This is a genomic window from Thermomonas alba (assembly GCF_022419205.1).
Taxonomy (GTDB): Bacteria; Pseudomonadota; Gammaproteobacteria; order Xanthomonadales; family Xanthomonadaceae; genus Thermomonas; species Thermomonas alba.
This window is the reverse complement of record NZ_JAJOZU010000004.1, coordinates 157270-181463: the sequence shown is the minus strand read 5'-3', so window position 1 is coordinate 181463 and position 24194 is coordinate 157270. Positions and strand designations below refer to the sequence as shown.

Below are 24194 nucleotides of genomic sequence, written 5' to 3'. Positions count from 1 at the left end.
CAGCGCGATCAGCGCCGCAGGCGCGCCTGTAGCAGTTCGCGCAGCTCCTGCTTCTCGGTATCGTCCAGACCCTGGCTGCGCTGCCGTTGCTGCAATTCCTCGATTCGCTGCTGCAGGACCTGGCGATCGAGCTGGGCGATCGCGTCCAGGAACTCGGCGCGCAGGTGTTTGTCCTCGCCCGGCAGTTCGACCAGCGCCAGCTTTTGCAGCGCCGTCAGCTCGTCGCGACCCTCGAAATGCTCCAGCAGCGCGCCGGTAGTGATCTCGGGGCGCTCGCGCACCAGCAGCACCAGTTCAGCCAGCAGGTCGATCCCGGGCTGGCGCAGTTCGGTGAAGTTATAGGGGGGGCGCAGCTCCAGCGCGAAGGCCGGGCGATGCAATAGGTAGGTGATCGCGCTGCGCACCAGGCTGGGTTTCTGGGCGGGAGCGGCACGCGGTCGGCCCGGCGTGGGCGGCGTGGACGGCGCGGCCGGGGGCGTACCCACGCCGGTGAGGTCGCGCAGGCGCTGGCGCATCAAGTCGGCGAAAGCGCCGTCCGGAATCTGCGCCAGATACGGCTTGCAGCGCTCGGCCAGACGCGCTTTGCCGTCCAGGCTGGCCAGATTCACGTCGGCGGTGAGCGAGGTGTAGAAAAACTCCGACAAGGGGGTGGCCGCGCGCAGGCGCGCTTCGAATCCGGCCACGCCTTCTTTGCGCACCAGGGAGTCCGGATCTTCGCCCTCCGGAAGAAACAGAAAGAACGCCTGCCGCCCGTCCTTCATCCGTGGCAGCGCGGCCGTCAGGGCCCGCCACGCGGCGCTGCGCCCGGCGCGGTCGCCATCGAAGCAGAAGTACACGTCCGGCGCATTGCGGAACAGCAGCTCGGCGTGATCGGCGGTGGTGGCGGTGCCCAAGGTGGCCACTGCCTGGGTGATGCCATATTGCGCTAGTGCCACGACATCCATGTAGCCTTCCACCACGATCAGGCGCGCGAGCGTTTGATTGGCTTGCCGGGCCTGCCATAACCCGTACAGCTCGCGGCCTTTGTGGAACAGAGGGGTTTCCGGCGAGTTGAGGTACTTCGGCGAATCCTGGGGGTCGATCACCCGTCCGCCAAACGCAATCGTGCGTCCACGCCGATCGAAAATCGGGAACATCAGGCGGTTGCGGAACTTGTCGTAAACCGCGCCCTTGTCGTTTTTCGAGAACAGCCCGCCGCGTTCCAGCAGCTGCAGGCGGCGCTGGTCGGCGCCGAGCGCATCGCGTAGCGCGGAGAATCCTTCCGGGGCGTAGCCGATCGCGTAGCGTTCGATGATTTCCGGCGCGATCCCACGTTTCTCGACGTAGGCGCGCGCCTTGTCGCTGCGCATGAGCTGCGCGCGGAAGAAGCCGGCGGCGGCCTCCAGCGCGGCGTACAGGTCGCGCGTCTCGGGATTGGCGTTGCGCTGCTGGGTCTCGCGGGGCACCTCCATGCCCACGCGCTTGGCCAGTTCGTCCACCGCGTCGAGGAACTCGAGGCGGTCGTACTGCATCAGGAAGCTGATCGCGGTGCCATGCGCCCCGCAGCCGAAGCAGTGGTAGAACTGCTTGGTCGGCGAGACCGTGAAGCTGGCGCTGCGCTCGTCGTGGAACGGGCAGCGCGCCGCGTATTCCTTGCCCTGACGCTTCAGCGGCACGCGCGCGCCGATCACCTCCACGATGTCGGTGCGGGCCAGAAGGTCATCGATGAAAGCGTCAGGTATGCGAGCCATACCCACGATCTACTGCTGCAAGCGTGTCCGGTCGGCGCGTCGCGGCGCGCCGATCCGCGTCGCAAGCGGATTCGATCGCGGCGCGGTCGTCGATGAAGGCGTCCGGGATGCGGGCCATCTGGCTAGTGTAGGGCGGCCGCGCATTGTGTGCGGACTAGAGCTCGTCGCGCGCCGCCAGCGCATGCAGGGCCGCGCCTTCCAGCCGCTGCACGGTCCATTCGTCCATGCCGGTGGCGCCCAGCCGACGGTAGAACGCGATCGCCGGCTGGTTCCAGTCGAGCACGCTCCATTCGAAGCGGCCGCAGCCGCGCTGCACGGCGATCCGCGCCAGCGCGGCCATCAAGTGGCGGCCGAGCCCGGCGCCGCGGAAGGCCGGGCGCACGTACAGATCCTCCAGATACAGGCCGCGCTTGCCGAGGAAGGTGCTGAAGTTATGGAAGAACAGGGCGAACCCGGCCGCTTCGCCGTTCACCTCGCCGATCAGCACCTCGGCGGCCGGACGCTCGCCGAACAGCTGTGCGTGCAGATCGGCCTCGGTTGCCACCACGGCGTGCGCCAGCTGCTCGTACTCGGCCAGCTCGACGATGAGCTGATGGATCAATGGGACGTCGCCTGCGGTCGCGGGGCGGATCGACAGCACGCGTGCGTCAACCATCGCTCAGCCCAGCCGCTGCTTGACCAGTTTCGACACCAGACCCATGTCGGCACGCCCCGCCAGCGCCGGCTTGAGCGCGCCCATCAGCTTGCCCATGTCGGCGGCGGAGGATGCGCCGGTGGCGGCGATGGCCTTGTCGATTTCGGCCAGGATGGCGGCCTCATCCAGCTTGGCGGGCAGGTAAGCTTCGATCACGCCCATCTCATAGCGCTCCTGCGCGGCGAGATCCTCGCGGCCGGCCGCTTCGTACTGGGCGATCGAGTCCTTGCGCTGCTTGACCATCTTCTCCAGCACCGCCAGCACCAGCGCGTCGGTCATCTCCACGCGCTCGTCGATTTCCTTTTGCTTGATGGCGGCATTGATCAGCCGGATCACCGCCAGGCGATCCTTCTCGCCGGCTTTCAGCGCGGCTTTCATGTCATCGGTCAGCTGTTGCTTGAGGCTCATGGCGTGCTCCCGGGCAAGGGGTCGTCGAGGGCGAAGGCGACCAACACAAAAAGCCGGCCACGCTTGCGCGTGCCGGCTTTCGCGGACAGCCAACGCGCTCAGTACAGACGCTGGCGCTTGGTGACGTCGCGCGAGGCGCGGCGCGCCTGACGCTTCACCGCCGCAGCGGCCTTGCGCTTACGCTCCTGGGTCGGCTTCTCGTAGAACTCGCGCTTGCGAACTTCCGCCAGGATCCCGGCTTTTTCGCAGGTGCGCTTGAAGCGGCGCAGGGCAAACTCGAACGGTTCGTTTTCGCGGACTTTGACGCTGGGCATCGGCAAATCTCGTGACTGGAGAAGTCGCCCAGTCGGGTGGGCGAGCCGCGCATGATAGCAGCAGCCTCCGTTTCGGCGCAAGATAAGCGCATGAAGGTACTGGGTATCGAAACGTCCTGCGATGAGACCGGGGTGGCGGTGTACGACACCGCCATCGGCGGCACCGCTGGCCTGCGCGCGCAGGCGGTGTACAGCCAGATCGCCCTGCACGCCGAATACGGTGGGGTGGTGCCGGAACTGGCCAGCCGCGATCACGTGCGCAAGCTGCTGCCGCTGATCCGCCAGACCCTGGCCGAGGCCGGCCTGACCACCGCCGACCTCGACGGCGTGGCCTATACCGCTGGCCCAGGGCTGGTGGGCGCGCTGCTGGTGGGCGCGGGCGTGGCGCGCGCCCTGGCGTGGGCGCTGGAGGTGCCAGCGATCGGCGTGCACCACATGGAAGGCCACCTGCTGGCGCCGCTGATCGAAGACGATGCCCCGCGGCCGCCGTTCGTAGCGCTGCTGGTGTCCGGCGGCCACACTCAGCTGGTGGCGGTGGATGCCATTGGCCGCTACCGCCTGCTGGGCGAGACGCTGGACGATGCCGCCGGCGAGGCGTTCGACAAGACCGCCAAGCTGATGGGCCTGCCGTATCCGGGTGGCCCACAGCTGGCGGCGTTGGCGGAACGGGGCATCCCCGGCCGGTTCAGGTTCTCGCGCCCGATGACCGACCGCCCCGGGCTGGATTTCTCCTTCAGCGGCCTGAAGACGCAGGTGCTGCTGGCGTGGCAGGGCAGCGACCAGTCGGAGCAGACCCGCGCCGACATCGCGCGTGGGTTCGAGGATGCGGTGGTGGAGACGCTGGCGATCAAGTGCGCGCGCGCGCTGGACGCGGCGGGCTGCGACACCTTGATCGTTGCCGGTGGCGTCGGCGCCAATGCGCGCCTGCGCGCGACGCTGGTGGAACTGTGCGCCGCCCGCGGTGGCCGCGCCTGCTTCCCGCGCCCGGCGCTGTGCACCGACAACGGCGCGATGATCGCCTTCGCCGGCGCGCTGCGGCTGACTGCCGGCCAGCATGACGATGCCGCGATCCGCGCGGTGCCGCGCTGGGACATGGCGACACTGGCGCCGGTCTGACCACCGGGGTGCGGGGCTTGGGTTGCTAAGCTGTGCATCCAATCCACGCCGCGCCGGGGTAATCCAAGTCCCGTAGACGCGAAACATCATGACCGACATCGTTTTCATCGAAGGCCTGCGCGTGGATGCCGTGATCGGCGTCCATGCCCACGAGCGCCTCGCGCCGCAGCCGCTGCGGCTGGACATCCGCATGCAGTTCGACAATCGTCCGGCTGCCGCCAGCGATGCCCTGGCCGACGCGCTCGACTACGAGGCCGTCAGCCGGCGCCTGGCCGAGTACGTCGCCGACAGCCGCTGCGCGTTGGTGGAGACGCTGGCCGAAGGTTGCGCTGCGCTGATCCTGCGCGAGTTCGGCGCGCGTGGCGTATGGCTCAGACTGTCCAAGCCGCAGGCACTGGCCGCGGCGCAGGCGGTGGGGGTGGAGATCGAGCGTGGGAGGACGTGCGCATGAGCGTGGTGCTGGTCACCGGGGCCTCGCGCGGGATCGGTCGCGCCATCGTCGCGCGCTTCGCCCGCGAAGGCGCTACCGTGATCGCCTGCGCGCGTGGCCGCGAGGGGCTTCAGGCGCTGCGCGCCGAGCTGCCGCAGGTGGAGACGCTGGCCTGCGACATGCGCGACGACGCGGCGGTGGACGCCCTCGCGCGCGAGGTGCTGGCGCGCCATGGCGGGGTGGACCTGCTGGTCAACAACGCCGGTGCGTTCCGCCCGGGCGGGATCGCGGATGAGGACGACGGCGCCCTGCTGGAGATGCTGCAGGCCAATCTGTTCGGCGCCTACCGCCTGACCCGGCGGCTGCTGCCGCGCATGATCGAGCGCCGCAGCGGCATGATCCTCAACGTGTGCAGCACGGCGTCGATCGCCGCGTATCCGAACGGCGGCGCCTACAGCATCGCCAAGCACGCGCTGTACGGTTTTTCGCGCAACCTGCGCGAGGAGATGAAGCCGCACGGGGTGCGCGTGGTGGCGCTGCTGCCGGGCGCCACGTTGACCGCGTCCTGGGACGGCGTGCCGCTGCCGCCCGAGCGCCTGATGCCGGCCGAGGACGTGGCCGAGATGGCGTGGGCGGCGTGGTCGCTGTCGGCGCGCACGGTGGTCGAGGACATCGTGATGCGGCCACAACTGGGCGACATCGGCGAGGAGGATTTCGTATGAGCGCGCAGGACGGCATCGCGATGCAGGAAACCGTGGTCATTCGCCTGGCCAAGCAGAACATGAAGTTCTCGGCCGGGCACTTCACCATCTTCTCGGCCACCGAGCGCGAGCGCCTGCACGGCCACAACTTCATGGTCGAGGTGGACATCGAAGCGCGCATGCTCGGCAACGGCATGTGCTTCGACTACGGGCTGTACAAGGATCGCGTCGTTGCGCTGTGTCGCGAGCTCAACGAGTGGACGATCCTGCCCACCCGCTCGCCCTATCTGCGGGTCGAGGAGGAGGGCGAGCACGTGTACGCGCATTTCGGCGGCCAGCGCATCCCGTTCCTGCGTGGCGACGTGCTGCTGCTGCCGATCGAGAATGCCACGCTGGAGGAGTTCGCTGGCTGGTTCCTGCAGCGTCTGGCCGAGGATCGCGACGCGCTGCGCGCGCATGCGATCGTCGCGATCGAAGTACGGGTGCTTTCCGGCCCGGGCCAGAGCGCCGGACGGCGCATGCGGGTGGCGTGATGGCCGGCTCGACCTTGCCTCCGCCGGATGCCGAGGCGCAAGCGCACAGCGCGCACCTGCGCGCGGTGATCCAGGAGCAGATCATCGGCGCCGGTGGCTGCATCCCGTTCTGGAAGTTCATGGAGCTGGCGCTGTATGCCCCGGGCCTGGGCTATTACAGCGCCGGCGCGCACAAGTTCGGCGCGGGCGGGGATTTCGTCACCGCGCCCGAGTTGTCCCCGCTGTTTTCCGCCTGCGTGGCCGATGCGCTGGCGCCGGCGCTGCGCCAGGCCGGCAAGGGCGCGCTGTTCGTGGAGCTGGGCGGCGGCAGCGGCGCGTTCGCCGAGGCCTGCCTGCTGCGGCTCCAGGAACTCGGGGCGCTGCCCGCGCGCTATGCCATCCTCGAGCCCAGCGCCGATCTGCGCCAGCGTCAGCGCGCGCGCCTGCAGGCGCGATTGCCGGCGGCGCTGTTCGCGCGGGTGGAATGGCTGGACGGGCCGATCCAGGCGCAATGGGACGGCGTGCTGTTCGCCAACGAGGTGATCGACGCGCTGCCCACGCCGCGGTTCGTGGTGCGCAACGGGCAGGTGCTGGAGGAGTGCGTGGCGCTGGATAGCGACGGCCGCTTCGTGCGTGCCGAGCAGCCGGCCGATCCGCTGCTGGCGGCCGCCGTGCGCCGGATCGAGGCGCAGCTGCCGGCGCCGTTCGCCGACGGCTACCGCAGCGAGGCGCTGGCGCAGCTGCCGTACTGGCTGCAGGCCGTGGTGGGTGGGCTGCGCAACGGCGCGCTGCTGTTCATCGACTACGGCTACGCGCGCAGCGAGTACTACCTGCCCGAGCGCAGCGACGGCACCCTGCGCGCGTTTCGGCGGCACCATCTGATCGACGACGTGTTCGCCTGGCCGGGCCTGCAGGACATCACCGCCTCGGTGGATTTCACCGCGCTGGCCGAAGCTGGTGTGGGCGCAGGCTTCGAGTTTTCCGGCTACTGCAGCCAGGCCAGCTTCCTGCTGGGCAACGGGCTGCAGCAGCATCTGCAAGCCGCCGAGGCGCAGGCCGCGGATGACATCGCCCGCCACAACCTGCGTCAGCAGGCCAAACTGCTCACGCTGCCGAGCGAGATGGGCGAGCGCTTCCAGGTCATGGGGTTTCAGCGCGGGGTCGAGCTGGAGGCGGCGTTCCTGCTTGGCGACTTGAGCCACCGCCTATGAGCCGCAGGCCATATCGCATCGGGCGCTCGCTCAAGCCGTTCCGGCGGCCGTGGCTGTGGGCCGGGCTGTGGATGCTGGCGATCGCGTTGGTGGTGGCGGCTTCGCTGGTGCCAGGTCGCGATCTTCCGGACCTGAAGGTGAGCGACAAGACCGAGCATCTGACCGCGTATGCCCTGCTCGCGGCCGGCGCGGTGCAGGTGTTCGCGCGTCGGCGCTCGTGGGCGGTGGTGTGCGTGCTGCTGGTGCTGATGGGGATCGCCATCGAGTTCTTGCAGGGCGCGATGGGGCTGGGCCGGACCATGGACCGCTTGGATGCGCTGGCCAATACCATCGGCGTGTTGGTCGGGCTGGCCACGGCGTTCACGCCGCTGCGCGATGCCCTGCTGTGGCTGGATTCACGCCTGTTCCGGCGCTGAGGCGGCCGCGGCGATCGCCGCGATCCGCGCGCGCCGCAGCGCCTGCCCGAATGCCGGGCCGGTGACGCCCTGGGCGGCGATGGCCTCGCCGCGCACCGCCAGCGCCGCGGCATGCAGGCGGCGCAGCAGCGCGGCCTGCGGATAGTCGGTATCGGCGTGCCCGGCGCGGCCGCGCGCGTCGGCCTCGCACACGGTGGCCAGGCGCTCGATCCGGGTCGGCTTGCGGAAGCCGTCGCAGCGCGCGATCAGCTCGTGCACCGTGGCCGGCCTGAGCTCGGCGAGACGATGGATGTTGAGGTGCTCGCGGCAGGCGATCACCGCCAGATCGCGATGCTCGCCCGGCACCTTCAGGCGCCGGCTCAGGGCGAGGGCGGGTTCGACCCCGCGCACTTCGTGCATCACATGGCGCGGCAGCATGTCGGCCGGGGTCAGCGCCTTGCCGAGGTCGTGGCAGAGCGCGGCGAAGCCGACCAGATCGTCGCCCGGCGCCAGATGTGCGGCCATGTCGCACACCAGCTCCTGGTGCAGCCCGGTATCGATCTCCGGGTGGTACTCGGCGCGCTGCGGCACGCCGTACAGCGCATCCACCTCCGGCAGCACCGCGCGTAGCGCATCGGCCGCGCGCAGGGTGCGCAGGAATGCGGCGGGCGCTGCGCTGCGCAGCGCTTTTGCCAGTTCTTGCCAGACCCGTTCCGGCACCAGCGCGGCCAGCTCGCCGCTGGCGGCCATCTTCCGCATCAGATCCAGCGTCTCCGCGGCGAGGCTGAAACCCAGCGGCGCCAGGCGCGCCATGAGGCGCGCCGCGCGCAGCACCCGCAGCGGATCTTCGACGAAGGCGGGGCCGACGTGCCGCAGCACGCGCGCTTCGAGGTCGCGCACGCCGCCGAAGGGATCGACCAGGCGGCCGTCCTCGGCGCGCGCGATCGCGTTGATGGTGAAGTCGCGGCGGCGCAGGTCGTCTTCCAGCGTGACCGACGGGTCGGCATGCACTACGAAGCCGGTGTAGCCGCGCCCCGACTTGCGCTCGGTGCGCGCCAGCGCGTATTCCTCGCCGCTGTCGGGATGCAGGAACACCGGGAAGTCGCGGCCGACCTGGCGGAAGCCGGCGGCCAGCATGTCCTGCACCGTCGCCCCGACCACCACGAAATCGCGGTCGCCGGGGGGCAGCCCGAGCAGGGCGTCGCGCACGGCGCCGCCGACCAGGTAGGTGCGGACGTGGGCGGGCAGGTGGGCGGACGCGGCGGTGGTCATGGGCGTTTGCGCGCGTCCTGCGCCGGCGCGGAGGTGGGCGTGGAAGAAGGAGAAGCGGGAGCCGGGCAGGTGAAGCCCTTGCGCGGGCCGTCGTTCCTTCCCAGCAGGCGGTCGGACAGGCGCAGCGCGTCGCCGCGCAGGCGCCAGTCATACAGCACGCTGAAGGCCAGCACGCGCATCACGTAGTCGCGGGTTTCGCGGTAGGGAATGGTTTCGATCCAGATGTCCGGATCCAGCGTTGGCCGCTGCGCCAGCCAGCGCGCCAGCGGCGCCGGTCCGGCGTTGTAGCCGGCGATCGCCCGGTAGAGCTGGCCGTCATTGCGATCCAGCAGCTGGCGCAGGTAGGCGCTGCCGAGGGTGATGTTGGTGTCGGGGTCGTAGAGGTCGTCGTCACCGCTCCACGGCATGGCCAGGGACTTTGCGAGCGCCGCGGCGGTGGCGGGCAGCAGCTGCATCAATCCGCGCGCGTCGGCCGACGAGCGCGCGCGCGGGTCGAACACGCTCTCGGCGCGGATCTCGGCCGCGATCCAGGCCGGATCGAGGCGGTTGCGCGCGGCCTCGCGGAGGATGCGCTCGGTGTGGTGCAGCGGGAAGCGCAGCAGGTAGAGCTGCTGCTCCTCCGGATAACGCTGGCCCCCGACGTTCACCAGCCCGAACACGCCGCGGTCGAACCAGCCGTTGTCCTGCGCCACTTCCACCGCCAGCTGGCGCTGGGTCGGGTCGAAGTGCGCCAGCGCGGCGTTCCACTCGCGCACGGCCCAGCTGCGACGATCGAGCTGGAACAGCTGGAGCGCGCGCACCAGCGCGGGATCGCGGGCGACCGCATGCTTGGCGCTGGCCGGCGCCTGCAGCATGCGTGGGCACAGCGCATAGGGCTGGCCCAGGCGGTCGGCGGCGAGGAAGCCGTGGAAGTCGGTGTTCTGCGCGGCCTGCGCGTACAGCACGCGGGCGGCGGCAGGATCGCCGCTGAGCTCGCGCAGGCGCGCGGCGAAGTACAGCCAGCGGCTGTCGTTGCGCTGCGCCTCCGGCATGCGCGCGATCGCATCCAGCGCGGCCGGCCAGTCGGCGCGGGCCAGCGCTTCGCGCACCCGCCATTCGCGCAGGCTGTCGTCATCGGCGGACTCCGGCACCGCCGCCAGCCGGCGCGCCGCGTCCGGCAGGTAGGACGCGGCCGTCCACAGCGCGATCTGGTAGCGCACCCGGCCCAGCTCGGCCTCGCCGAAGCCCAGCGCCTGCGCCACCCCGGGCAGCAGGGCTTCGGCGCGGTCGGGATTGGCCCTGGCCAGCTTTGCCAGCGCCACGGCTGCGACCAGCCGGCTGCGCGCGGTCTTCGGCCAGGTCGAGACGTCGCCGCCCGGCGCATCGAGATAGGCCGCCCATGCCTGTGCCTGGGCGGCATCCGCGGGGGATGCGAAGCCGCGCGCGATGCTGCGCATCACGGCGCCCTGGGCGGCCTGCGCGGCCTTGTCGAAGCGTTCCCAGCGCAGCGCGTCGGGCAGCCCGCCCTGCGCCGCCAGCAGCGCGAACGGGGCATCGCACTGCGCCGGCAGCGATGTCCCGCTGCTGCGCCAGAGGGACTGTGCCTGCGCGGTCCAGTCCGCATCCACCCGATCCATCGCCATCAGGGCCTGCAAGCGCAGGCAGCGCAGGGCCGGGTCGGTGATCGCGGGATCCCAGGCGTCCAGGAATGCCGGCCACTCGTTGCGGCGCGCCAGCGCCGCCAGCCAGTCGGCGCGGAAGGCAGCGGCCACCGGTTCGCCCGCATGCGTGGCGAGGAAGGCCGCGCCACGTGCCGGCGGCAGGCGGTCGAAGCGGACCCGCAGCGCGGCGTATTCCAGCCAGCCGGCCAGCGGCTGGCCGCTGAATCCAGCCAGCGCCAGGTCGTCCAGTCCGCCGCGGGTGGTGGCGTCCAGCGCCGCCTTCAGCGCGGGGCTGGGCGCCGGAATCACCACCTTCGGGCGCGGCGGCAGAAGAGGTGGTCGCGCGGGCAGCGCGCCATCCGCCGCGCCGGCCACCAGCGGAATCGAGAGCAGCAGAGTCCAGGCGCGCTTGAGCATGGACCGACTATAGCCGAGCATGCACGCCTCTCTCGACGTGAGCCTGCAATGGCGTTCTTCCCGATCTACCTGGCGCTGGGCGCCTTGGCCGGCGTGCTCGCCGGATTGCTGGGCATCGGCGGCGGGCTGGTGCTGGTGGGCGCGCTGGCGTGGCTGCTGCCGCTGCAGGGCGTGCCCGCGGAGGCGGCGATGCACGCGGCGCTGGCCAGTTCGCTGGCCAGCATCGTGCTGACCGCGGCGGCCTCGGCGCGCGCGCATCATCGTCGCGGCAGCGTGCTGTGGCCGACGGCCGCGTGGCTGGTGCCGGGCATGCTGCTGGGCGGCTGGCTGGGCAGCCGGGTCGCGATCACGCTGGCGGGCGACGTGCTGCGCTGGTGCGTGGCCGGCTACTGCGCGCTGGTGGCGCTGCAGCTGCTGGGTTCCAAACCGACGCTTGGCGGAGGAGGCGCGCGCGTGCCGCGCGGGCCCGGCTACAGCTTGGCCGGGATCGGCATCGGCGCGGTGTCGGCGCTGGTCGGCATCGGCGGCGGCAGCCTGACCGTGCCGCTGCTGGTCTGGCGCGGGGTGGCGCCGGTGCGCGCGGTGGGCACTTCGTCCGCCTGCGGCATCTTCATCGGGCTCGCCAGCGCGCTGGGCTATGCGCTGCAGGCGCCGGCCGGTGCGCTGCCATTGGCCGGGGCGGTGGGCTATGTGTACCTGCCGGCAGCTTTGGGGGTGGCGGTGACCTCGGTACTGGCGGCACCGTACGGCACCCGGCTGGCGCATGCCCTGAGCGGGCAGGCGCTGAAGCGGGTGTTCGCCGGATTCCTGCTGCTGGTCGGTGCGGGGTTCGCTTACAGCGCATTGCGCTGATCAGCGCAGCGCTGCTTCCGGCACGTCCAGCTCCATCGATAGCGCCAGGTGGTCGGACTGCGCGGCCGGCAGCGCCTGCATCGCCGCTACCGGCAGCGCCGGGGTCACCAGCATATGATCGATCGCGCGCTGCGGACGCCACGCGGGAAACGTGGGCAGGCGCTGTGCGGGCGGCTGCAGGCGGGTCTTGCGGTAGAGCAGCTGCATCTCGGGACGGTCGGGATCGCAGTTGAAGTCGCCCATCAGCACCGCATGCGGGGACTCCGCGAGCAGGTCGGCGATGAAGTCCAGCTGGGCGCGCCGCGATTGCGCGCCCAGCGACAAATGGGCGATCGCCACCAGCAGCCCCGCATCGCCTGCGCCGAAGCGGGCCAGCAGCACGCCGCGGCCTTTGACCCGCCCTGGCAGTGGATGGTCTTCCACCCGCACCGGCGGCAGCCGGCTCAGCAGGCCGTTGGCGCTGGAAGCCAGGCCGCCGACGCGGCGGTTGGGCTGGTGGCTCCAATAGGGAAAACCGGCGCGTTCGGCCAGGTAGTGGGTCTGGTTGGTGAAGCCAGAGCGCAGGCTGCCGGGATCGGCTTCCTGCAGGCCCACGATGTCGTGCCGATGAGCCAGCGCCGCGATGCTGTCCAGCGCCTTGCGCTTGTTGCCCGCCGGCAGCACGTGCGACCAGCTGCGCGCCACGTAATCGTGATAGCCGCGGGTGCTGGTGCCGGCCTGGATGTTCGCGCTCAGCAGGCGCAGCCGGCGCACGGCCATGGGCGGGGCATCAGGACTTCGGCGCGTCCGCCGTCGTCTTGGCAGGCGCCGCAGCGGCGGCCGGCGCAGTCGCAGCCAGCTTGGCGCGTTCGGCCACGATCAGCTGGTAGAGCACCCGGAACATGTCATCCACGGTCTTGCCCTTGACCCGGTATTTGCCGTTCACCAGGAACGTGGGCGTGCCCATCTGGTCGCCGTTGGCGAACGCGGCCTGCATGTAGGCACGCGCGCGGTTGACCTTGGTCGCCACCGCGAAGCTCTGCATGCTGCTGAGGAACTGGCGCGGATCGACCCCGTAGTTGCCATAGAACGCGGCGATGTCCTCCGGGCTGTCCATGCCGCGCTCACCCTTCAAGGTCTGGTCGACGTGGATGGCGCGGAACAGGGCGTCGTGGGTCTTGTCCTCCACGCCCATCGCCTGCGCGGCATAGAACGCCTTGGCGTAGTTGTCCCACATCGAGCCGAACGCGGCCGGCACATACACGAAGTGGACGTCGGCCGGCAGCTTGGCCTTCATCGCGCTGACGGTGGGCTGCACCATCGCGCAGAACGGGCAGACGTAGCCGAAGAACTCCACCACCTCGACCTGGCCGGGCGGCGTGTCGAACGGTTGGCCGTTCGGAATGGTCACGTAGTCCACGCCTTCCACCGGCGGCGGCGCCTTGGCGGCGGCCTCCTCGGCGGCCTTCCATGCAGCCTCGGCCTGCGCCTTGCGCTGCGGGTCCTCGGCGCTCACGGGTTTGGCCGACGCAGGGGCCGGGGTAGTGGAGGCGGGCGCTTGACCGGCCGCGGCCGGTGCCTCGTTCTTGCAGGCGGCCAGCGGCAACAGAATCATCAGGAGCAGGGCGTGGCGCAGGGCGGTCATGGCGGTGTCGGTCAGTGATGGGGGGAAGGCTTGCCAGTAGTGGGGGCGGGCCTGGCCGGTGCGGGACGCGCCGGGGCCAGGGCCTCGACCACCCGGCGGGCGTTGTCGAGCAGATTCTGGTAGCTGTTGCCGAGGATCTGGTAGCGGCCGGCCACGATCAGGGTGGGCGTTCCTTCCACCTCGGTGCGGCGCTCGAACTCGAACGCCGCGCGCAGTGCGTCCAGCTGCGCGGACTCGTCTTCCAGCGCCGCTTTCAGCGCAGGCGCGTTCACGCCTTTTACTTGGCTGGCGAAGGCGAGAATCTGCGCGGCATCGGCCGTGCGCGGCAGCTCGCCGGTTTCATGGATGGCGCTGAACAGGCGCGGGTGCAGCACGCCCAGCGCACGCGCCTTGCGTGCGGCAAAGTAGATGCGTGCCCACGGATCATTGCGGTCGGACACCCACGGCACCAGCACTACCCGCGCATGCGCCGGCAGCTGCTTTTGCCAGGCTTCCAGCATCGGCGCGAAGTGCGCGCAGTGCGGGCAGGTGTAGGCGAAGACCTCGGCCACCTCGACCATCCCCGGCGGCAGCGGCTGGTACGGCTGGCCGTTGTCCAGGGTGCGGTACTGCACACCTTCGGTCAGCCCCGGCAAGGCAGACTGCGCGTATGCCGGCCGGAGCGCGGCAACCAGCAGGACGAGAGACAGCAGCAAAGTGCGCATGGGGCAAAGGCTCCGGTGAAAGAGGGCGGCCGCACGCCGAGATCGCGGCCCTGGCCATGCCCAAGGGGGGGCGTATCAGCGGGCGTGCAGGCCCTGCACGTAACTGGCCAGCGACTTGATCTCCTCGTCGGTCAGCGGCTTGCTGACCATCGTCATCAGCTGGAAGTGGGCCGGGTTCTTGTAGGTGGTGGTACCGGCGCGGTATTCCTCCAGCCGGCGTGCCACGTAGGTGGCGTCCTGGCCGTGCAGGGCCGGGTAGGCCGGCCCCGGGTTGCCGCCGCCGGCCGGTCCGTGGCAGGCCATGCAGGCCGGGATGCCGCGGCTGGCGTCGCCCTGCCGATATAGACGCTCCCCGACCTGATAGAACTTCAGGCCCTTGTTCGGGCCGTCGGCGATCACGGTGTCGTCGGCCACGCCGGCACCGGCCTTCTGCGAGGCGAACCAGGCCCCGACGTCGCGCATGTCCTGCGGACTGAGCAGGCTGGCGAACGGCATCATCACCCCGGCCAGGCCGCTGGTGCGCTGGCCGGTCTTGAACAGCTGCAGCTGCTCGGCGATGTAGCGCTCGGGCATGCCGGCGATGCGCGGGGCGTTCTGCTGCATGGCGTTGCCGTCCATCCCGTGACAGGCAGCGCACACCCCGGCCTTGGCCTGCCCGGCCTTGGCATCGCCCCAGGTGGCCGGCTTTTCATCCAGCGGCGCGGCCTGCACGGGGGCATTGTCGGGCGCGGCCATCGGCGTGCTCTGTGCGTAGGCAAGCGCCGCGATGGCAAGGCAGGCAATACCGGCGAGGGCGTGGGCAGGACGCATGCGGGACTCCACAGAACGGTTGGATGTAGGTGTGGAACACGGATCGCGCTGATTATGGTGGGGCCGGTGGAGGCGGTCAAACCGCCCAGGCAACGCGGACGGCGAGCACCGCGGCATGCCATCCTATGCGCATGGTGGCTTCCAATCCGTTCGCCCGCGCCCAGTATTCGCTGGCCGCGCATACCCTGCGCCAGTTGCCCCCCGATGGCGGCTTCGAAGTGGCCTTCGCCGGCCGTTCGAACGCGGGCAAATCCTCCGCGCTGAATGCCCTGTGCCAGCAGCATGGTCTGGCGCGGGTGTCCAAGACCCCGGGGCGCACCCAGCAGCTGGTGTTCTTCGCGATACCCCCGCATGCGGACAAGTATCTGGTGGATTTGCCCGGTTATGGCTATGCCAAGGTGCCGCAGGAGCTGCAGGCGCACTGGCAGACGTTCATCGATGCCTATTTCGCCCGCCGCGCCGCGCTGCGCGGGCTGGTGGTGGTGATGGACGTGCGCCATCCGCTGAAGGACTACGACCGCCAGATGCTGGGCTATGCCATGCGCCGCGGGCTGCCGGCGCACGCACTGCTGACCAAGGCCGACAAGCTCGGTCGCGGCGCTGCCGGCAACACTCTGCAGGCGGTGCGGGCGGAACTGGCGCGGGCGTTCGCCGGCAGTGTCAGCGTGCAGCTGTTCTCGGCCGAGACCCGGCAGGGCGTGGACGAGCTGCGCGCCACCGTCGCCGGCTGGCTGGAGCTGTAAGCCCGGCATCGCCCGCCGCGCGGCGATTGCGTACGCCCGCGGAACACAGATGCCGCTGTTGCGCGGCTGCACCGGACGCGCGCCGCCGGCTATCCTGCCCCACCGTTTCGACAGGTCACGCCGATGTCCGGACCCAGCACCGCCAGCGATGCCCCGATCACCGACCGCCGCCAGCTGGTGGAGGTGCTGGCTTCCGGCGAGAAGCCGCGCGAGGCCTGGCGCATCGGCACCGAGCACGAGAAGTTCGGCTTCCGCCTGGACGACCTGCGACCGCCAACGTTCGACGGCGAGCGCGGGATCGAGGCCCTGCTCAAGGGGCTCACCCGCTTCGGCTGGTTGCCCTACGAGGAGAACGGCCGGGTGATCGCGCTCGCGCGTGACGGCGCCTCGGTGACACTGGAGCCGGCCGGGCAGCTGGAACTGTCCGGCGCTCCGCTGCAGACCCTGCACGAGACCTGCAAGGAAGTCGGCACCCATTTGCGCGAAGTGCGCGAAGTCGCAGACGAGCTGCAGCTTGGCTTTCTCGGCATGGGCTTTCAGCCCAAGTGGCGGCGCGAAGACATGCCGTGGATGCCGAAAGGGCGCTACCGGATCATGAAGGCCTACATGCCCAAGGTCGGCAATCTCGGCCTGGACATGATGACCCGCACCTGCACGGTGCAGGTGAACCTGGATTACGCCTCCGAGGCGGACATGGTGAAGAAGTTCCGGGTGTCGCTGGCGCTGCAGCCGATCGCCACCGCGCTGTTCGCCGACTCGCCCTTCACCGACGGAAGGCCCAACGGCTACCAGAGCTACCGCTCGCACATCTGGACCGACACCGATCCCGACCGCACCGGCATGCTGGATTTCGTGTTCGAGGACGGCTTCGGCTACGAGCGCTACGTGGACTACCTGCTCGACGTGCCGATGTATTTCGTGCATCGCGACGGCATCTACCACGACGCCAGCGGCAAGTCGTTCCGCGATTTCCTGCAGGGCCGGCTGGACGTGCTGCCGGGCGCGCGGCCGACCCTGCGCGACTGGAACGACCACATGACCACCGCCTTCCCCGAGGTGCGGCTGAAGAAGTACCTGGAGATGCGCGGCGCCGACAGCGGCCCGTGGAACCGCATTTGCGCGCTGCCGGCGTTCTGGGTCGGCCTGCTGTACGACGATGCCGCGCTGGATGCGGCGTGGGAGCTGGTCCGCGATTTCACGCTGGAAGAGCGCCACGCCCTGCGCGACGGCGTGCCGCGGCATGCGCTGGACCTGCCGTTCCGCCGCGGCTGCGTGCGCGAGCTGGCGCGCGAGGCGCTGAAGATCGCGCTGGAGGGCCTGCGCCGGCGCGCCCGTGCGGATGCCTGCGGCGCCGACGAGACCGGCTTCCTCGCCCCGCTGCTGGAGATCGCCGAATCCGGCCAGACCCCGGCGCAGCGCAAGCTGGAGCTGTTCCACGGTCCCTGGCAGGGCAGCGTGGACCCGGTGTTCCGCGAGTTCGCCTACTGAGGCGAGGAAGGCGGGGACGGGATCGGTGCGCCGCCGCCTCGCCTATGGGGCCCATTGCCAGCACCGGTGAGCCGGAAGTCGGTGTAGACGAAGCGGCCCTCGCGCAGCACGGTATCGCCGCGCTCCAGGGGCAGCGGCGCGGCAAACATCGGGCCGGCCTGCACGCAGGTGTGGAACTCGCCGCGCTCGCCGCACGGATCGACCCCCGCCGGAAGCAGGCCCAGCAGTGCCGCATCGAATGCGCGGCCAGCGAAATCTGCAGCCAGTTGGGCGGTGTCCACGCAGCACAGGTGCGCGCGCAGACCGCCGACCAGCATCGCGCGCGCAAGCTGCGCGGTGTCGCGGCCGAACAGCGGGAACAGCGGTGTCCAGCCCAGGCGCGCGCACAGCGCTTCGCGCCATTGGCGGATATCGGCCAGGAACAGGTCGCCGAAGGCGATCTGTGTCAGCCCCGGCCAGCGCGCCTGCGCGCGTGCCAGCGCGTCCGCGAAGCTGGCCTCGTAGCGGGCGTTGTCGGCCGCCTGCGGAATCCAGGCCTCGATCACCGGCAGGCCGGCGGCGCGCGCCTGCGCGTGCAGGACATCGCGCCGGATGCCCTGCATCGCAATGCGATCGTAGCCTTCGGTGAGGGTGGTCAGCAGGCCGACCACCTCGACCTCGCCGGCCTGACGCAGCGCGTGCAGGGCCCAGGCGGAATCCTTGCCGCCGCTCCAGGCCAGCAGGACGAGCGGGGCGGGCATGCCGGTGTCAGTCGGTGGTGACGTCGCGCAGCTGCCAGTGGTCGCCGGCCAGCAGATGCATGCGCTGGCGCAATACGGTGGAGGGCAGGGTGGTGTCCACCGTCAGGTCGATGTGCAGGTCGCTCTGCGCGCCGTGAACCACAGCCTGCGGATCGGTTTCGCCCAAGGCGGGATCGACATCGTCGGGATTTTCCTGCGCTGCGTTCCAGCGGTCGAACAGCGCGCGCGTGCGCAGCGCCTGCTGCAACTCTTCCGCAAAGCCTTCCGCGCCATGCGAACGAAACGCGAGAGCAGGATCGTCGCCGCGGGCGGCCGCAGGATCGGGCAGACGGATGTGATAGCGCATGGGGCTCGTGATTGGGCTTCTTGTGACGACGGAATGATAAAGCACGGCGCACGCAGGCGCCGCGACTTCAGTCGAACCCGCCTTGCTCTGATGCAAAGCCCACCACCAGCGCGCCCTTGCCGACGTTCACCAGCCCCGACAGGCCCATGAAGCTCTCGTACACCTCCACCTTGCGCTCGGCGCAGGCTTCGCGCAGACGGTCGTAGCCGGGCAGCTTGCGCATCTCTTCCAGCGGCCCGCCGTAGCTCAGGCAGACGGTGGGCGAGAGCAGGCCCGCCTTGACCCGACGCGTAGTGAAATCGAACAGGCGCTCACTGGCGTTGGCGAAGCCCTTGACCTTGGCCACCGGCTCGGTTTCGCCCTGGTTGCAGTGCAGGATCGGCTTGATGTCGAGCGCGGTGCCCAGCGCGGCGCTGAGGAAGCTCACGCTCTTGTCGCCGCGCTTCTTGATGCGGTTGCGCAGGTAGTTCAGATCCGGTGCCACCATGTAGCCGTGGGTATGGCGGGCCAGATGCTCCAGCGCCGCGCGGATGCGCGGCGGGGTCTCCCCGGCGGCGCGCAGACGCACGGCCTCGACCACCGGCACGCCGACCGCGGCGAATACGTTCTGGCTGTCGATCACGCGCAGCATGAACGGGGTGTTGTTGCCGGAAGCGGCACGCACCGGCTTGTAGTCGTTGAGGATGGTGTAGCTGGCCTGCACCGCGTTGTCGTGGATGCCGCTGCGGGTGCGGGTGGTGGTGATGCAGAACACGTAGTCGTAGTCCAGCACCAGCTTGCTCAGGAACAGGTCGTGCACCTGTTGCACAGTGAACGGCGTGGTCTCGGCCTCGAACGCGCGCGCGCCGGTCTCGCCGCTGAGGAAGTTCATGGTCGCTTCCTCGTTGCGCACGTCGGCCAGTACCGCCTGTCCGATCTGCACCGTCACCGGGAGGATGGTGATGTGCTCGCGCTCGAGGAAATCATTCGGCAGGTCACAGGCCGAATCTACGATGATGCCGATACGCATGGATCCCCCTCTTGGCTCCGCTTGGAATGGCGTGAAACTACCGCAAGTCGCGGCCGCGTGCATTGTGCGACGCGGCTCGCACTTCCTTGCCGGGCGATCTTGCCGTCTCAGCGGGCTGATGCAGGGTAGGCCCGCGGCAGGCCCTCATCCGCGCGCAGGTAGCGGTCGCGCAGTTCGGTCTGGCGGCTGCGCATCGGGATCGCGCGGCCATCCAGCCACACCTGGCGCGCCACGCTGGCCACGTCCAGCGGGTCGCCCGACCACAGCACCAGGTCGGCGCGCTGGCCCGGCGCGATGGCGTTGCCCACCGCATCGCCCACGCCCAGCACCTCGGCAGGCACCGTGGTCAGCCCGGCCAGCGCCGCATCCCACGGCAGTCCGTTGGCCACGGCATTGCCGGCCAGTTGGCGGATCTTGCGTGCGTTGTGCGAGGCATCGCGGCCCTGGAAGAACGACACCCGCACCCCGGCCGCGTGCAGCCGCGCGGCGTTTTCCAGGGTGGCGCCGATCTCGTCGAAGTCGGATGGCAGGTTGGCCAGCGCGTCCACGAACACCGGCACGCCCGCGGCGGCCAGCTGCGGCGCGACTTTCCATGCTTCCGCGCCGCCGACGATCGCGATGCGCACGTCGCGCTGCCGGGCCCAGCGCAGCAGGCGGAGGATGTCGGCCGCGCGCTGCACCCGCACCAGCACCCGCCCGCCACCACCGATGTACTTGGCCAGCGTGGCGCGGCCGGCCGGCGTGAGCAGGGCGAACTGCGAATCCTGCGGGATGCGTCCGTGCAGCTCGTCCACCAGCTGGTCCAGCAGCATCCACTGCGCGGCGCGCGAGCTGCCGCTGAGGCCGGCACCGTCGCCGCCGAGGGTGATGAACAGCGCGCGCGGGCCGACCGCGTCGAGGCTGCCGTCCAGCCGCACTACGCCGCCCTGGCCGCCGATCAGCGAGCCTCCAGGCTTGCTGCCCGCCGACAGCAGCGTCCAGCCAATCCCTTCCACCCGCGCCACCGGCACCAGCACCGAGTCGGGGTTGTAGGCGAGGGTGACATCGAACTCCGGGCGCACCCGCATGTCGGCGGCATTCGCGCCGAGCGCAAGGCTGGCATCCACCGTGGACGACTCGCCCGAGACTTCCTCCAGGCCGATGTCGTTGATGCCGCCGAACAGGGCCGGCGTCAGCGGCGCGCCCTGGGCATCGACCACGGCCACGCCGCCGGCCTGCAGGCCCTGGCCGACCGCGGCGATGCGGCCGTTCTTCACCAGTACGTCGGTATTGCGCAGGGTGCCGCGTGCGGTCACCGTGTGCACGGTGGCGTTGCGGATCAGCAGGTCCTGCGCGGTGGCCGGCAGTGTGGCCAGCAGCAGCGCCGCGGCAGTGGCGAATAGACGATGGCGAGCGTTCATCGGACACCTCCCTGCGAGGCCGACTGGCCCAGCATGAAATCCGAAACCGGTTGCCGGGCCGGGTCGTGGCGGTCGTACAGGCGCGCGCCGTCCACGTACACCTGCTCGGCCTGCGCGAAGCTGCTGAAGGGATTGCCGTTCCACACCACCACGTCGGCCATCTTGCCGGGCTCCAGGGTGCCGGTCTGATCGAGGATGCCCATTGCCTTGGCCGGGTTGGCGGTGATCCAACGGATCGCGCGTTCCGGCGCGATGTCGATCCCGGCCAGACGGGCGTGGGCGATCACCTTGGCGGCCTCCTGGTTGAGGCGCTGGATGCCCTCCTCGGAATCGGAATGCACGATCGCGCAGCCGCCGGGCGCGCGGTCCACCAGCGCGATGTTCTCCTGGATGCCGTCGAAGCTTTCCATCTTGAAGCCCCACCAGTCGGCCCACAGCGCGCCGCACACGCCTTCGGCGGCCAGCCGGTCGGCGATCTTGTAGGCCTCGACCCCGTGGTGGAAGGCGCTGATCTTGAAGCCGAACTCCTTGGCCAGGTCGAGCATGGTGGCCATCTCGTCGGCGCGGTAGCAGTGGATGTGCACGCGGATGTCGCCGTTGATGGCGCCGGCCAGGGTGTCGTTCTTGTAGTCGCGCTTGCCTTCCGCGTCCTTGCCGCCGGCCTTGCGCTTCTTCATGTATTCGGCGGCCTCGGCGAACGCGGCGCGATAGCCGGCCACATTGCCCATGCGGGTGGACGGGCCCCCTTTCTGGCCGTACACGCGCTTGGGGTTCTCGCCGCAGGCCATCTTCAGGCCCCAGGGCGCGCCCGGGAACTTCATCGCCTGGTAGGTGGTGGCCGGCACGTTCTTGAGGGTGACGCCGCGCCCGCCGATCAGGTTGGCGCTGCCGGGCAGCACCTGCAGGCTGGTGACGCCGCCAGCCAGCGCGGTGGCGAAACCCGGATCCTGCGGCCACACCGAGTGCTCGGCCCAGACGTTCGGCGTCACCGGCGCGGTGGCTTCGTTGCCGTCGCTGTGCGCGCTCACGCCCGGGCTGGGGTACACGCCGAGATGCGAATGGATGTCGATGATGCCCGGGGTCACCCACTTGCCGCGGGCGTCCACCCGCACCGCATCGGATGGCGCCTCCAGCGCTTGCCCGATCGCCGCGATCCGGCCGTCGCGCAGCAGCACGTCGGCATCCTCCAGGCGGGTGCCGGTGCCGGTCAGGATGGTGGCGTGCGCGATCAGCACCGGTGGCGAGGGCACGCGCTGGTAGGTGCTGGGGTAGGGATCGGCCGCGAAGTCGTAGGGCTTCGCGGATGCAGGGGTTTTCTGCGGTGTGCTGGCGCAGCCGGCCAGTAACAGCGCCAGCAGCGTGGTGGGCAAGGCTCTCATGATGGGGTCCCCAGGGCGGTTGAATGCCGGTGACCGCACGCTACCGTCTGGTGTCCGCGTGTGCCATGTGTCCGAGGTCATGCCCGTCTTGGTTGGTCGCCGTAGAATCGCGAAAACCCAGAGGATTTCCATGCACACCAAGCAAGACATCGTCCACAACTGGCTGCCGCGCTACACCGGCGTGCCGCTGGATCAGTTCGGCCAGCACATCCTGCTCACCAACTTTGGCGGCTATCTGCAGCATTTCGCCGAGATGACCGGCGCGCCGATCGTCGGCACCGACCGCCCGATGCCCAGCGCCACCGCCGACGGCATCACCATGATCAACTTCGGCATGGGCAGCCCGAACGCGGCGACCATCATGGATCTGCTGTCGGCGATCGCGCCCAAGGCCGTGCTGTTTCTGGGCAAATGCGGCGGCCTCAAGCGCAAGAACAAGCTCGGTGATCTGATCCTGCCGATCGCGGCGATCCGCGGTGAAGGCACCAGCAACGACTACCTGCCGCCGGAAGTGCCGGCGCTGCCGGCATTCGCGTTGCAACGGGTGATTTCCACCACCATCCGCGACCACGAGCTGGACTATTGGACCGGCACCGTGTTCACCACCAACCGCCGGGTGTGGGAGCACGACGACGAGTTCAAGCGCAAGCTGCGTGCGATGCGCTGCATGGCGATCGACATGGAGACCGCCACCGTGTTCGCCGCCGGGTTCGCCAACCGCATCCCCTGCGGCGCGCTGCTGCTGGTGTCGGATCAGCCGATGATCCCGGAAGGCGTGAAGACCGAGGCCAGCGATGCCAAAGTGTCGGCCGAGTTCGTGCAAAGCCACATCAAGGTCGGGATCGAGGCGCTGAAGCTGATCCGCCGCAACGGCAAGTCGGTGCGCCACCTGCGGTTCGACGAGTGAACCGCAGCGTCGCCATGGACCTGCTTGCGTTCTGGCGAAAGGCCGGCAGGGGCAAGTGGTTCGGCAGCGGCCACGCCTTCGCCACCGATCCGCTGGCGCTGCATTTCGCCAGCCGTGCCATCGAGGCCGGCTTCGATGCGCAGGCCGAGCCGGCGCTGCGGTTCTTCTTCTACCTGCCGTTCGAGCATTCCGAGACGATGGCCGACCAGCAGCGCGCGGTGGAACTGTTCACCGCGCTGGGCGATCCCGACCTGCTGGGCTACGCCGTCGCCCATCGCGACGTGATCGCGCGCTTCGGCCGATTCCCCCACCGCAACGCGGCGCTGGGCCGGACCAACACGCCCCGCGAGCAGGCGTGGCTGGACGCGGGCGGCGGGTTCTGAGCCATCGGCCCCGGACCTGCCGGGCGACGTGTCCGGTCGGTGATCAGTAGCGCGGCAGGGTGGGGTCGTACAGCGCCCACGCGGAGATGCCGCCCTCGACATTGAAGACCGAGGTGAATCCCAGCGCGCGGAAGTGCTCCGCCGCCTGTGCGCTGCGGCCGCCGCTGTGGCACAGGAAGGCCAGCGCGGTGTCCTTCGGCAGCGCCTCCAGCGCGGCCACGCCGTGGTCGAGGTGGCGGTAGGGCACCGGCGCCTCGGCCAGCAGACGCTCATCCAGCGGGCGCACGTCCACCAGCACCAGGGTGCCGGCGCGCACCCGCTCGGCGGCCTGGGCCGGGGTCAGCGACTGCACCTTCGGCGGCGCGTTCGGGTTGTCGACCACCAGGCCCTTGCCGCGCGCGTCTTCCACCCAGTCGATGCGCATGCCGTCGGCGCGGCGCGCGCTCGCAAGGGTGAACTGGGCGCGGATGCCGGCTTCCTCGCAGGCGATGGCGGCCGGGTCCACGGGCGCCAGCTGCAGGCGTGTTTTGAACGCCTTGTCCACGTCGATTTGCAGCGCATAGCCCTCGCCGGCATCGGCAAGAGCCTGCTGCAGCATGCGCGCCGCCGCCGGAGTGATGTGCAGGCGTGGCGGCGTGCGGTCGGGCGCGGGCAGGCCCAGCGCGGCATGCAGCTCGCCGCTGGCCGCCATCTGCTGGAGGATGTCCGCGCCGCCCACCAGCTCGCCGCGGATGTACAGCTGCGGAATGGTCGGCCAGTCGCCGTAGGCCTTGATGCCCTCGCGGATCTCGGGGTCGGCCAGCACGTCCACGTGCGCGTAGGTGGCGCCGACGGCGTCCAGCGCATCGACGGCCTTGGCCGAGAAGCCGCACTGCGGCGCGTTCGGGCTGCCCTTCATGAACAGCACCACGGGATGGGCGGCCAGCAGGGCATCGATGCGGGCGCGCAGGGCAGGGTCGAGGGACATCG

The 24194-nt window shown here is 70.2% G+C and carries 28 protein-coding genes; 11 read left to right on the top strand and 17 right to left on the bottom strand.

Annotated elements, in window-relative coordinates; translation table 11 throughout:
• Positions 1–8 precede the first annotated feature (8 nt).
• The 5 genes from dnaG to rpsU all read right to left on the bottom strand — a co-directional run bounded on the left by dnaG (position 9) and on the right by rpsU (position 3146).
• Entirely contained in the window at positions 9–1730 is a 1722-nt protein-coding gene (dnaG, locus tag ML342_RS07795; RefSeq protein ID WP_240126479.1) for a DNA primase, read from the bottom strand.
• The gene (locus ML342_RS11895; protein WP_275672421.1) at positions 1714–1848 is read right to left on the bottom strand and encodes a hypothetical protein; all 135 of its coding nucleotides are present in this window, start codon (positions 1846–1848) and stop codon (positions 1714–1716) included. The genes dnaG and ML342_RS11895 overlap by 17 nt, the downstream gene beginning before the upstream one ends.
• Before the next feature lie 36 nt (positions 1849–1884).
• Positions 1885–2385, bottom strand: a complete 501-nt coding sequence (locus ML342_RS07790) for a GNAT family N-acetyltransferase (protein WP_240126478.1) — start codon at positions 2383–2385, stop codon at positions 1885–1887.
• Positions 2386–2388: 3 nt separating this feature from the next.
• Positions 2389–2832 (bottom strand): GatB/YqeY domain-containing protein, encoded by a 444-nt coding sequence (locus ML342_RS07785; protein WP_240126477.1) that lies wholly within the window; start codon positions 2830–2832, stop codon positions 2389–2391.
• 98 nt (positions 2833–2930) lie between these two features.
• Positions 2931–3146, bottom strand: a complete 216-nt coding sequence (gene rpsU, locus ML342_RS07780; protein ID WP_240126476.1) for a 30S ribosomal protein S21 — start codon at positions 3144–3146, stop codon at positions 2931–2933.
• Between the two features lie 90 nt (positions 3147–3236).
• On the opposite strand from rpsU, the gene tsaD reads away from it, so the two are divergent.
• From tsaD to ML342_RS07750, 6 genes are all read left to right on the top strand, one after another.
• Entirely contained in the window at positions 3237–4262 is a 1026-nt protein-coding gene (tsaD, locus tag ML342_RS07775) for a tRNA (adenosine(37)-N6)-threonylcarbamoyltransferase complex transferase subunit TsaD (protein ID WP_240126475.1), read from the top strand.
• Positions 4263–4350: 88 nt separating this feature from the next.
• Positions 4351–4713 (top strand): dihydroneopterin aldolase, encoded by a 363-nt coding sequence (gene folB, locus ML342_RS07770; RefSeq protein ID WP_240126474.1) that lies wholly within the window; start codon positions 4351–4353, stop codon positions 4711–4713.
• Positions 4710–5414, top strand: coding sequence for an SDR family oxidoreductase (locus ML342_RS07765; RefSeq protein WP_240126473.1), 705 nt, complete (start codon positions 4710–4712; stop codon positions 5412–5414). The genes folB and ML342_RS07765 overlap by 4 nt, the downstream gene beginning before the upstream one ends.
• Positions 5411–5926 carry a 6-pyruvoyl trahydropterin synthase family protein gene (locus tag ML342_RS07760; protein ID WP_240126472.1) on the top strand — a complete coding sequence of 172 codons (516 nt, stop codon included), beginning with the start codon at positions 5411–5413 and terminating at the stop codon, positions 5924–5926. The genes ML342_RS07765 and ML342_RS07760 overlap by 4 nt, the downstream gene beginning before the upstream one ends.
• The gene (locus ML342_RS07755) at positions 5926–7116 is read left to right on the top strand and encodes a class I SAM-dependent methyltransferase (protein WP_240126471.1); all 1191 of its coding nucleotides are present in this window, start codon (positions 5926–5928) and stop codon (positions 7114–7116) included. Before ML342_RS07760 ends, ML342_RS07755 begins: the two co-directional genes overlap by 1 nt.
• Positions 7113–7532, top strand: a complete 420-nt coding sequence (locus tag ML342_RS07750; protein WP_240126470.1) for a VanZ family protein — start codon at positions 7113–7115, stop codon at positions 7530–7532. Before ML342_RS07755 ends, ML342_RS07750 begins: the two co-directional genes overlap by 4 nt.
• On the opposite strand, the gene ML342_RS07745 is transcribed toward ML342_RS07750, so the two are convergent.
• Together ML342_RS07745 and ML342_RS07740 are read right to left on the bottom strand one after the other, a co-directional pair.
• The gene (locus tag ML342_RS07745) at positions 7512–8783 is read right to left on the bottom strand and encodes a multifunctional CCA addition/repair protein (RefSeq protein ID WP_240126469.1); all 1272 of its coding nucleotides are present in this window, start codon (positions 8781–8783) and stop codon (positions 7512–7514) included. The two genes, ML342_RS07750 and ML342_RS07745, sit on opposite strands and share 21 nt — an antisense overlap.
• Complete coding sequence (locus ML342_RS07740; protein WP_240126468.1) at positions 8780–10840, bottom strand: lytic transglycosylase domain-containing protein; 2061 nt, start codon at positions 10838–10840, stop codon at positions 8780–8782. The genes ML342_RS07745 and ML342_RS07740 overlap by 4 nt, the downstream gene beginning before the upstream one ends.
• Positions 10841–10888: 48 nt before the next feature.
• Here ML342_RS07740 and ML342_RS07735 point away from each other — a divergent pair, with 48 nt between their 5' ends.
• Entirely contained in the window at positions 10889–11692 is an 804-nt protein-coding gene (locus ML342_RS07735; protein ID WP_240126467.1) for a sulfite exporter TauE/SafE family protein, read from the top strand.
• On the opposite strand, the gene ML342_RS07730 is transcribed toward ML342_RS07735, so the two are convergent.
• From ML342_RS07730 to ML342_RS07715, 4 genes are all read right to left on the bottom strand, one after another.
• Positions 11693–12451, bottom strand: a complete 759-nt coding sequence (locus ML342_RS07730) for an endonuclease/exonuclease/phosphatase family protein (protein WP_240126466.1) — start codon at positions 12449–12451, stop codon at positions 11693–11695. It abuts the gene before it with no gap.
• 10 nt (positions 12452–12461) lie between these two features.
• Complete coding sequence (locus tag ML342_RS07725) at positions 12462–13316, bottom strand: thiol:disulfide interchange protein DsbA/DsbL (protein WP_240126465.1); 855 nt, start codon at positions 13314–13316, stop codon at positions 12462–12464.
• An 11-nt stretch (positions 13317–13327) separates the two neighbouring features.
• Positions 13328–14020 (bottom strand): thiol:disulfide interchange protein DsbA/DsbL, encoded by a 693-nt coding sequence (locus ML342_RS07720; RefSeq protein ID WP_240126464.1) that lies wholly within the window; start codon positions 14018–14020, stop codon positions 13328–13330.
• A gap of 75 nt (positions 14021–14095) precedes the next feature.
• Positions 14096–14830, bottom strand: coding sequence for a c-type cytochrome (locus tag ML342_RS07715; protein WP_240126463.1), 735 nt, complete (start codon positions 14828–14830; stop codon positions 14096–14098).
• Positions 14831–14961: 131 nt separating this feature from the next.
• Here ML342_RS07715 and yihA point away from each other — a divergent pair, with 131 nt between their 5' ends.
• Together yihA and ML342_RS07705 are read left to right on the top strand one after the other, a co-directional pair.
• Entirely contained in the window at positions 14962–15573 is a 612-nt protein-coding gene (gene yihA, locus ML342_RS07710) for a ribosome biogenesis GTP-binding protein YihA/YsxC (protein WP_240126462.1), read from the top strand.
• 123 nt (positions 15574–15696) lie between these two features.
• Positions 15697–17061 (top strand): glutamate--cysteine ligase, encoded by a 1365-nt coding sequence (locus ML342_RS07705; protein WP_240126461.1) that lies wholly within the window; start codon positions 15697–15699, stop codon positions 17059–17061.
• Here ML342_RS07705 and ML342_RS07700 read toward each other — a convergent pair.
• The 5 genes from ML342_RS07700 to ML342_RS07680 all read right to left on the bottom strand — a co-directional run bounded on the left by ML342_RS07700 (position 17055) and on the right by ML342_RS07680 (position 21935).
• Positions 17055–17801, bottom strand: coding sequence for a Dph6-related ATP pyrophosphatase (locus ML342_RS07700; protein ID WP_240126460.1), 747 nt, complete (start codon positions 17799–17801; stop codon positions 17055–17057). The genes ML342_RS07705 and ML342_RS07700 overlap by 7 nt on opposite strands.
• A gap of 7 nt (positions 17802–17808) precedes the next feature.
• A complete protein-coding gene (locus ML342_RS07695) occupies positions 17809–18147 on the bottom strand; it encodes a hypothetical protein (protein WP_240126459.1) in 339 nt (112 codons plus the stop codon).
• A 67-nt stretch (positions 18148–18214) separates the two neighbouring features.
• Complete coding sequence (locus ML342_RS07690) at positions 18215–19156, bottom strand: DegV family protein (protein WP_240126458.1); 942 nt, start codon at positions 19154–19156, stop codon at positions 18215–18217.
• A gap of 107 nt (positions 19157–19263) precedes the next feature.
• A complete protein-coding gene (locus tag ML342_RS07685) occupies positions 19264–20556 on the bottom strand; it encodes an amidohydrolase family protein (RefSeq protein ID WP_240126457.1) in 1293 nt (430 codons plus the stop codon).
• Positions 20553–21935: an amidohydrolase gene (locus tag ML342_RS07680; RefSeq protein ID WP_240126456.1), complete on the bottom strand. Its 1383-nt coding sequence runs from the start codon at positions 21933–21935 to the stop codon at positions 20553–20555. Before ML342_RS07680 ends, ML342_RS07685 begins: the two co-directional genes overlap by 4 nt.
• A 130-nt stretch (positions 21936–22065) precedes the next feature.
• On the opposite strand from ML342_RS07680, the gene ML342_RS07675 reads away from it, so the two are divergent.
• Both ML342_RS07675 and ML342_RS07670 read left to right on the top strand, forming a co-directional pair.
• On the top strand, positions 22066–22842 hold the full coding sequence (locus ML342_RS07675; protein ID WP_240126455.1) for an AMP nucleosidase: 777 nt from the start codon (positions 22066–22068) through the stop codon (positions 22840–22842).
• Between the two features lie 14 nt (positions 22843–22856).
• The gene (locus ML342_RS07670) at positions 22857–23225 is read left to right on the top strand and encodes a DUF924 family protein (protein WP_240126454.1); all 369 of its coding nucleotides are present in this window, start codon (positions 22857–22859) and stop codon (positions 23223–23225) included.
• A 43-nt stretch (positions 23226–23268) separates the two neighbouring features.
• Here ML342_RS07670 and grxD read toward each other — a convergent pair whose 3' ends face one another.
• The gene (grxD, locus tag ML342_RS07665) at positions 23269–24192 is read right to left on the bottom strand and encodes a Grx4 family monothiol glutaredoxin (protein ID WP_240126453.1); all 924 of its coding nucleotides are present in this window, start codon (positions 24190–24192) and stop codon (positions 23269–23271) included.
• Between the last annotated feature and the right edge of the window lie 2 nt (positions 24193–24194).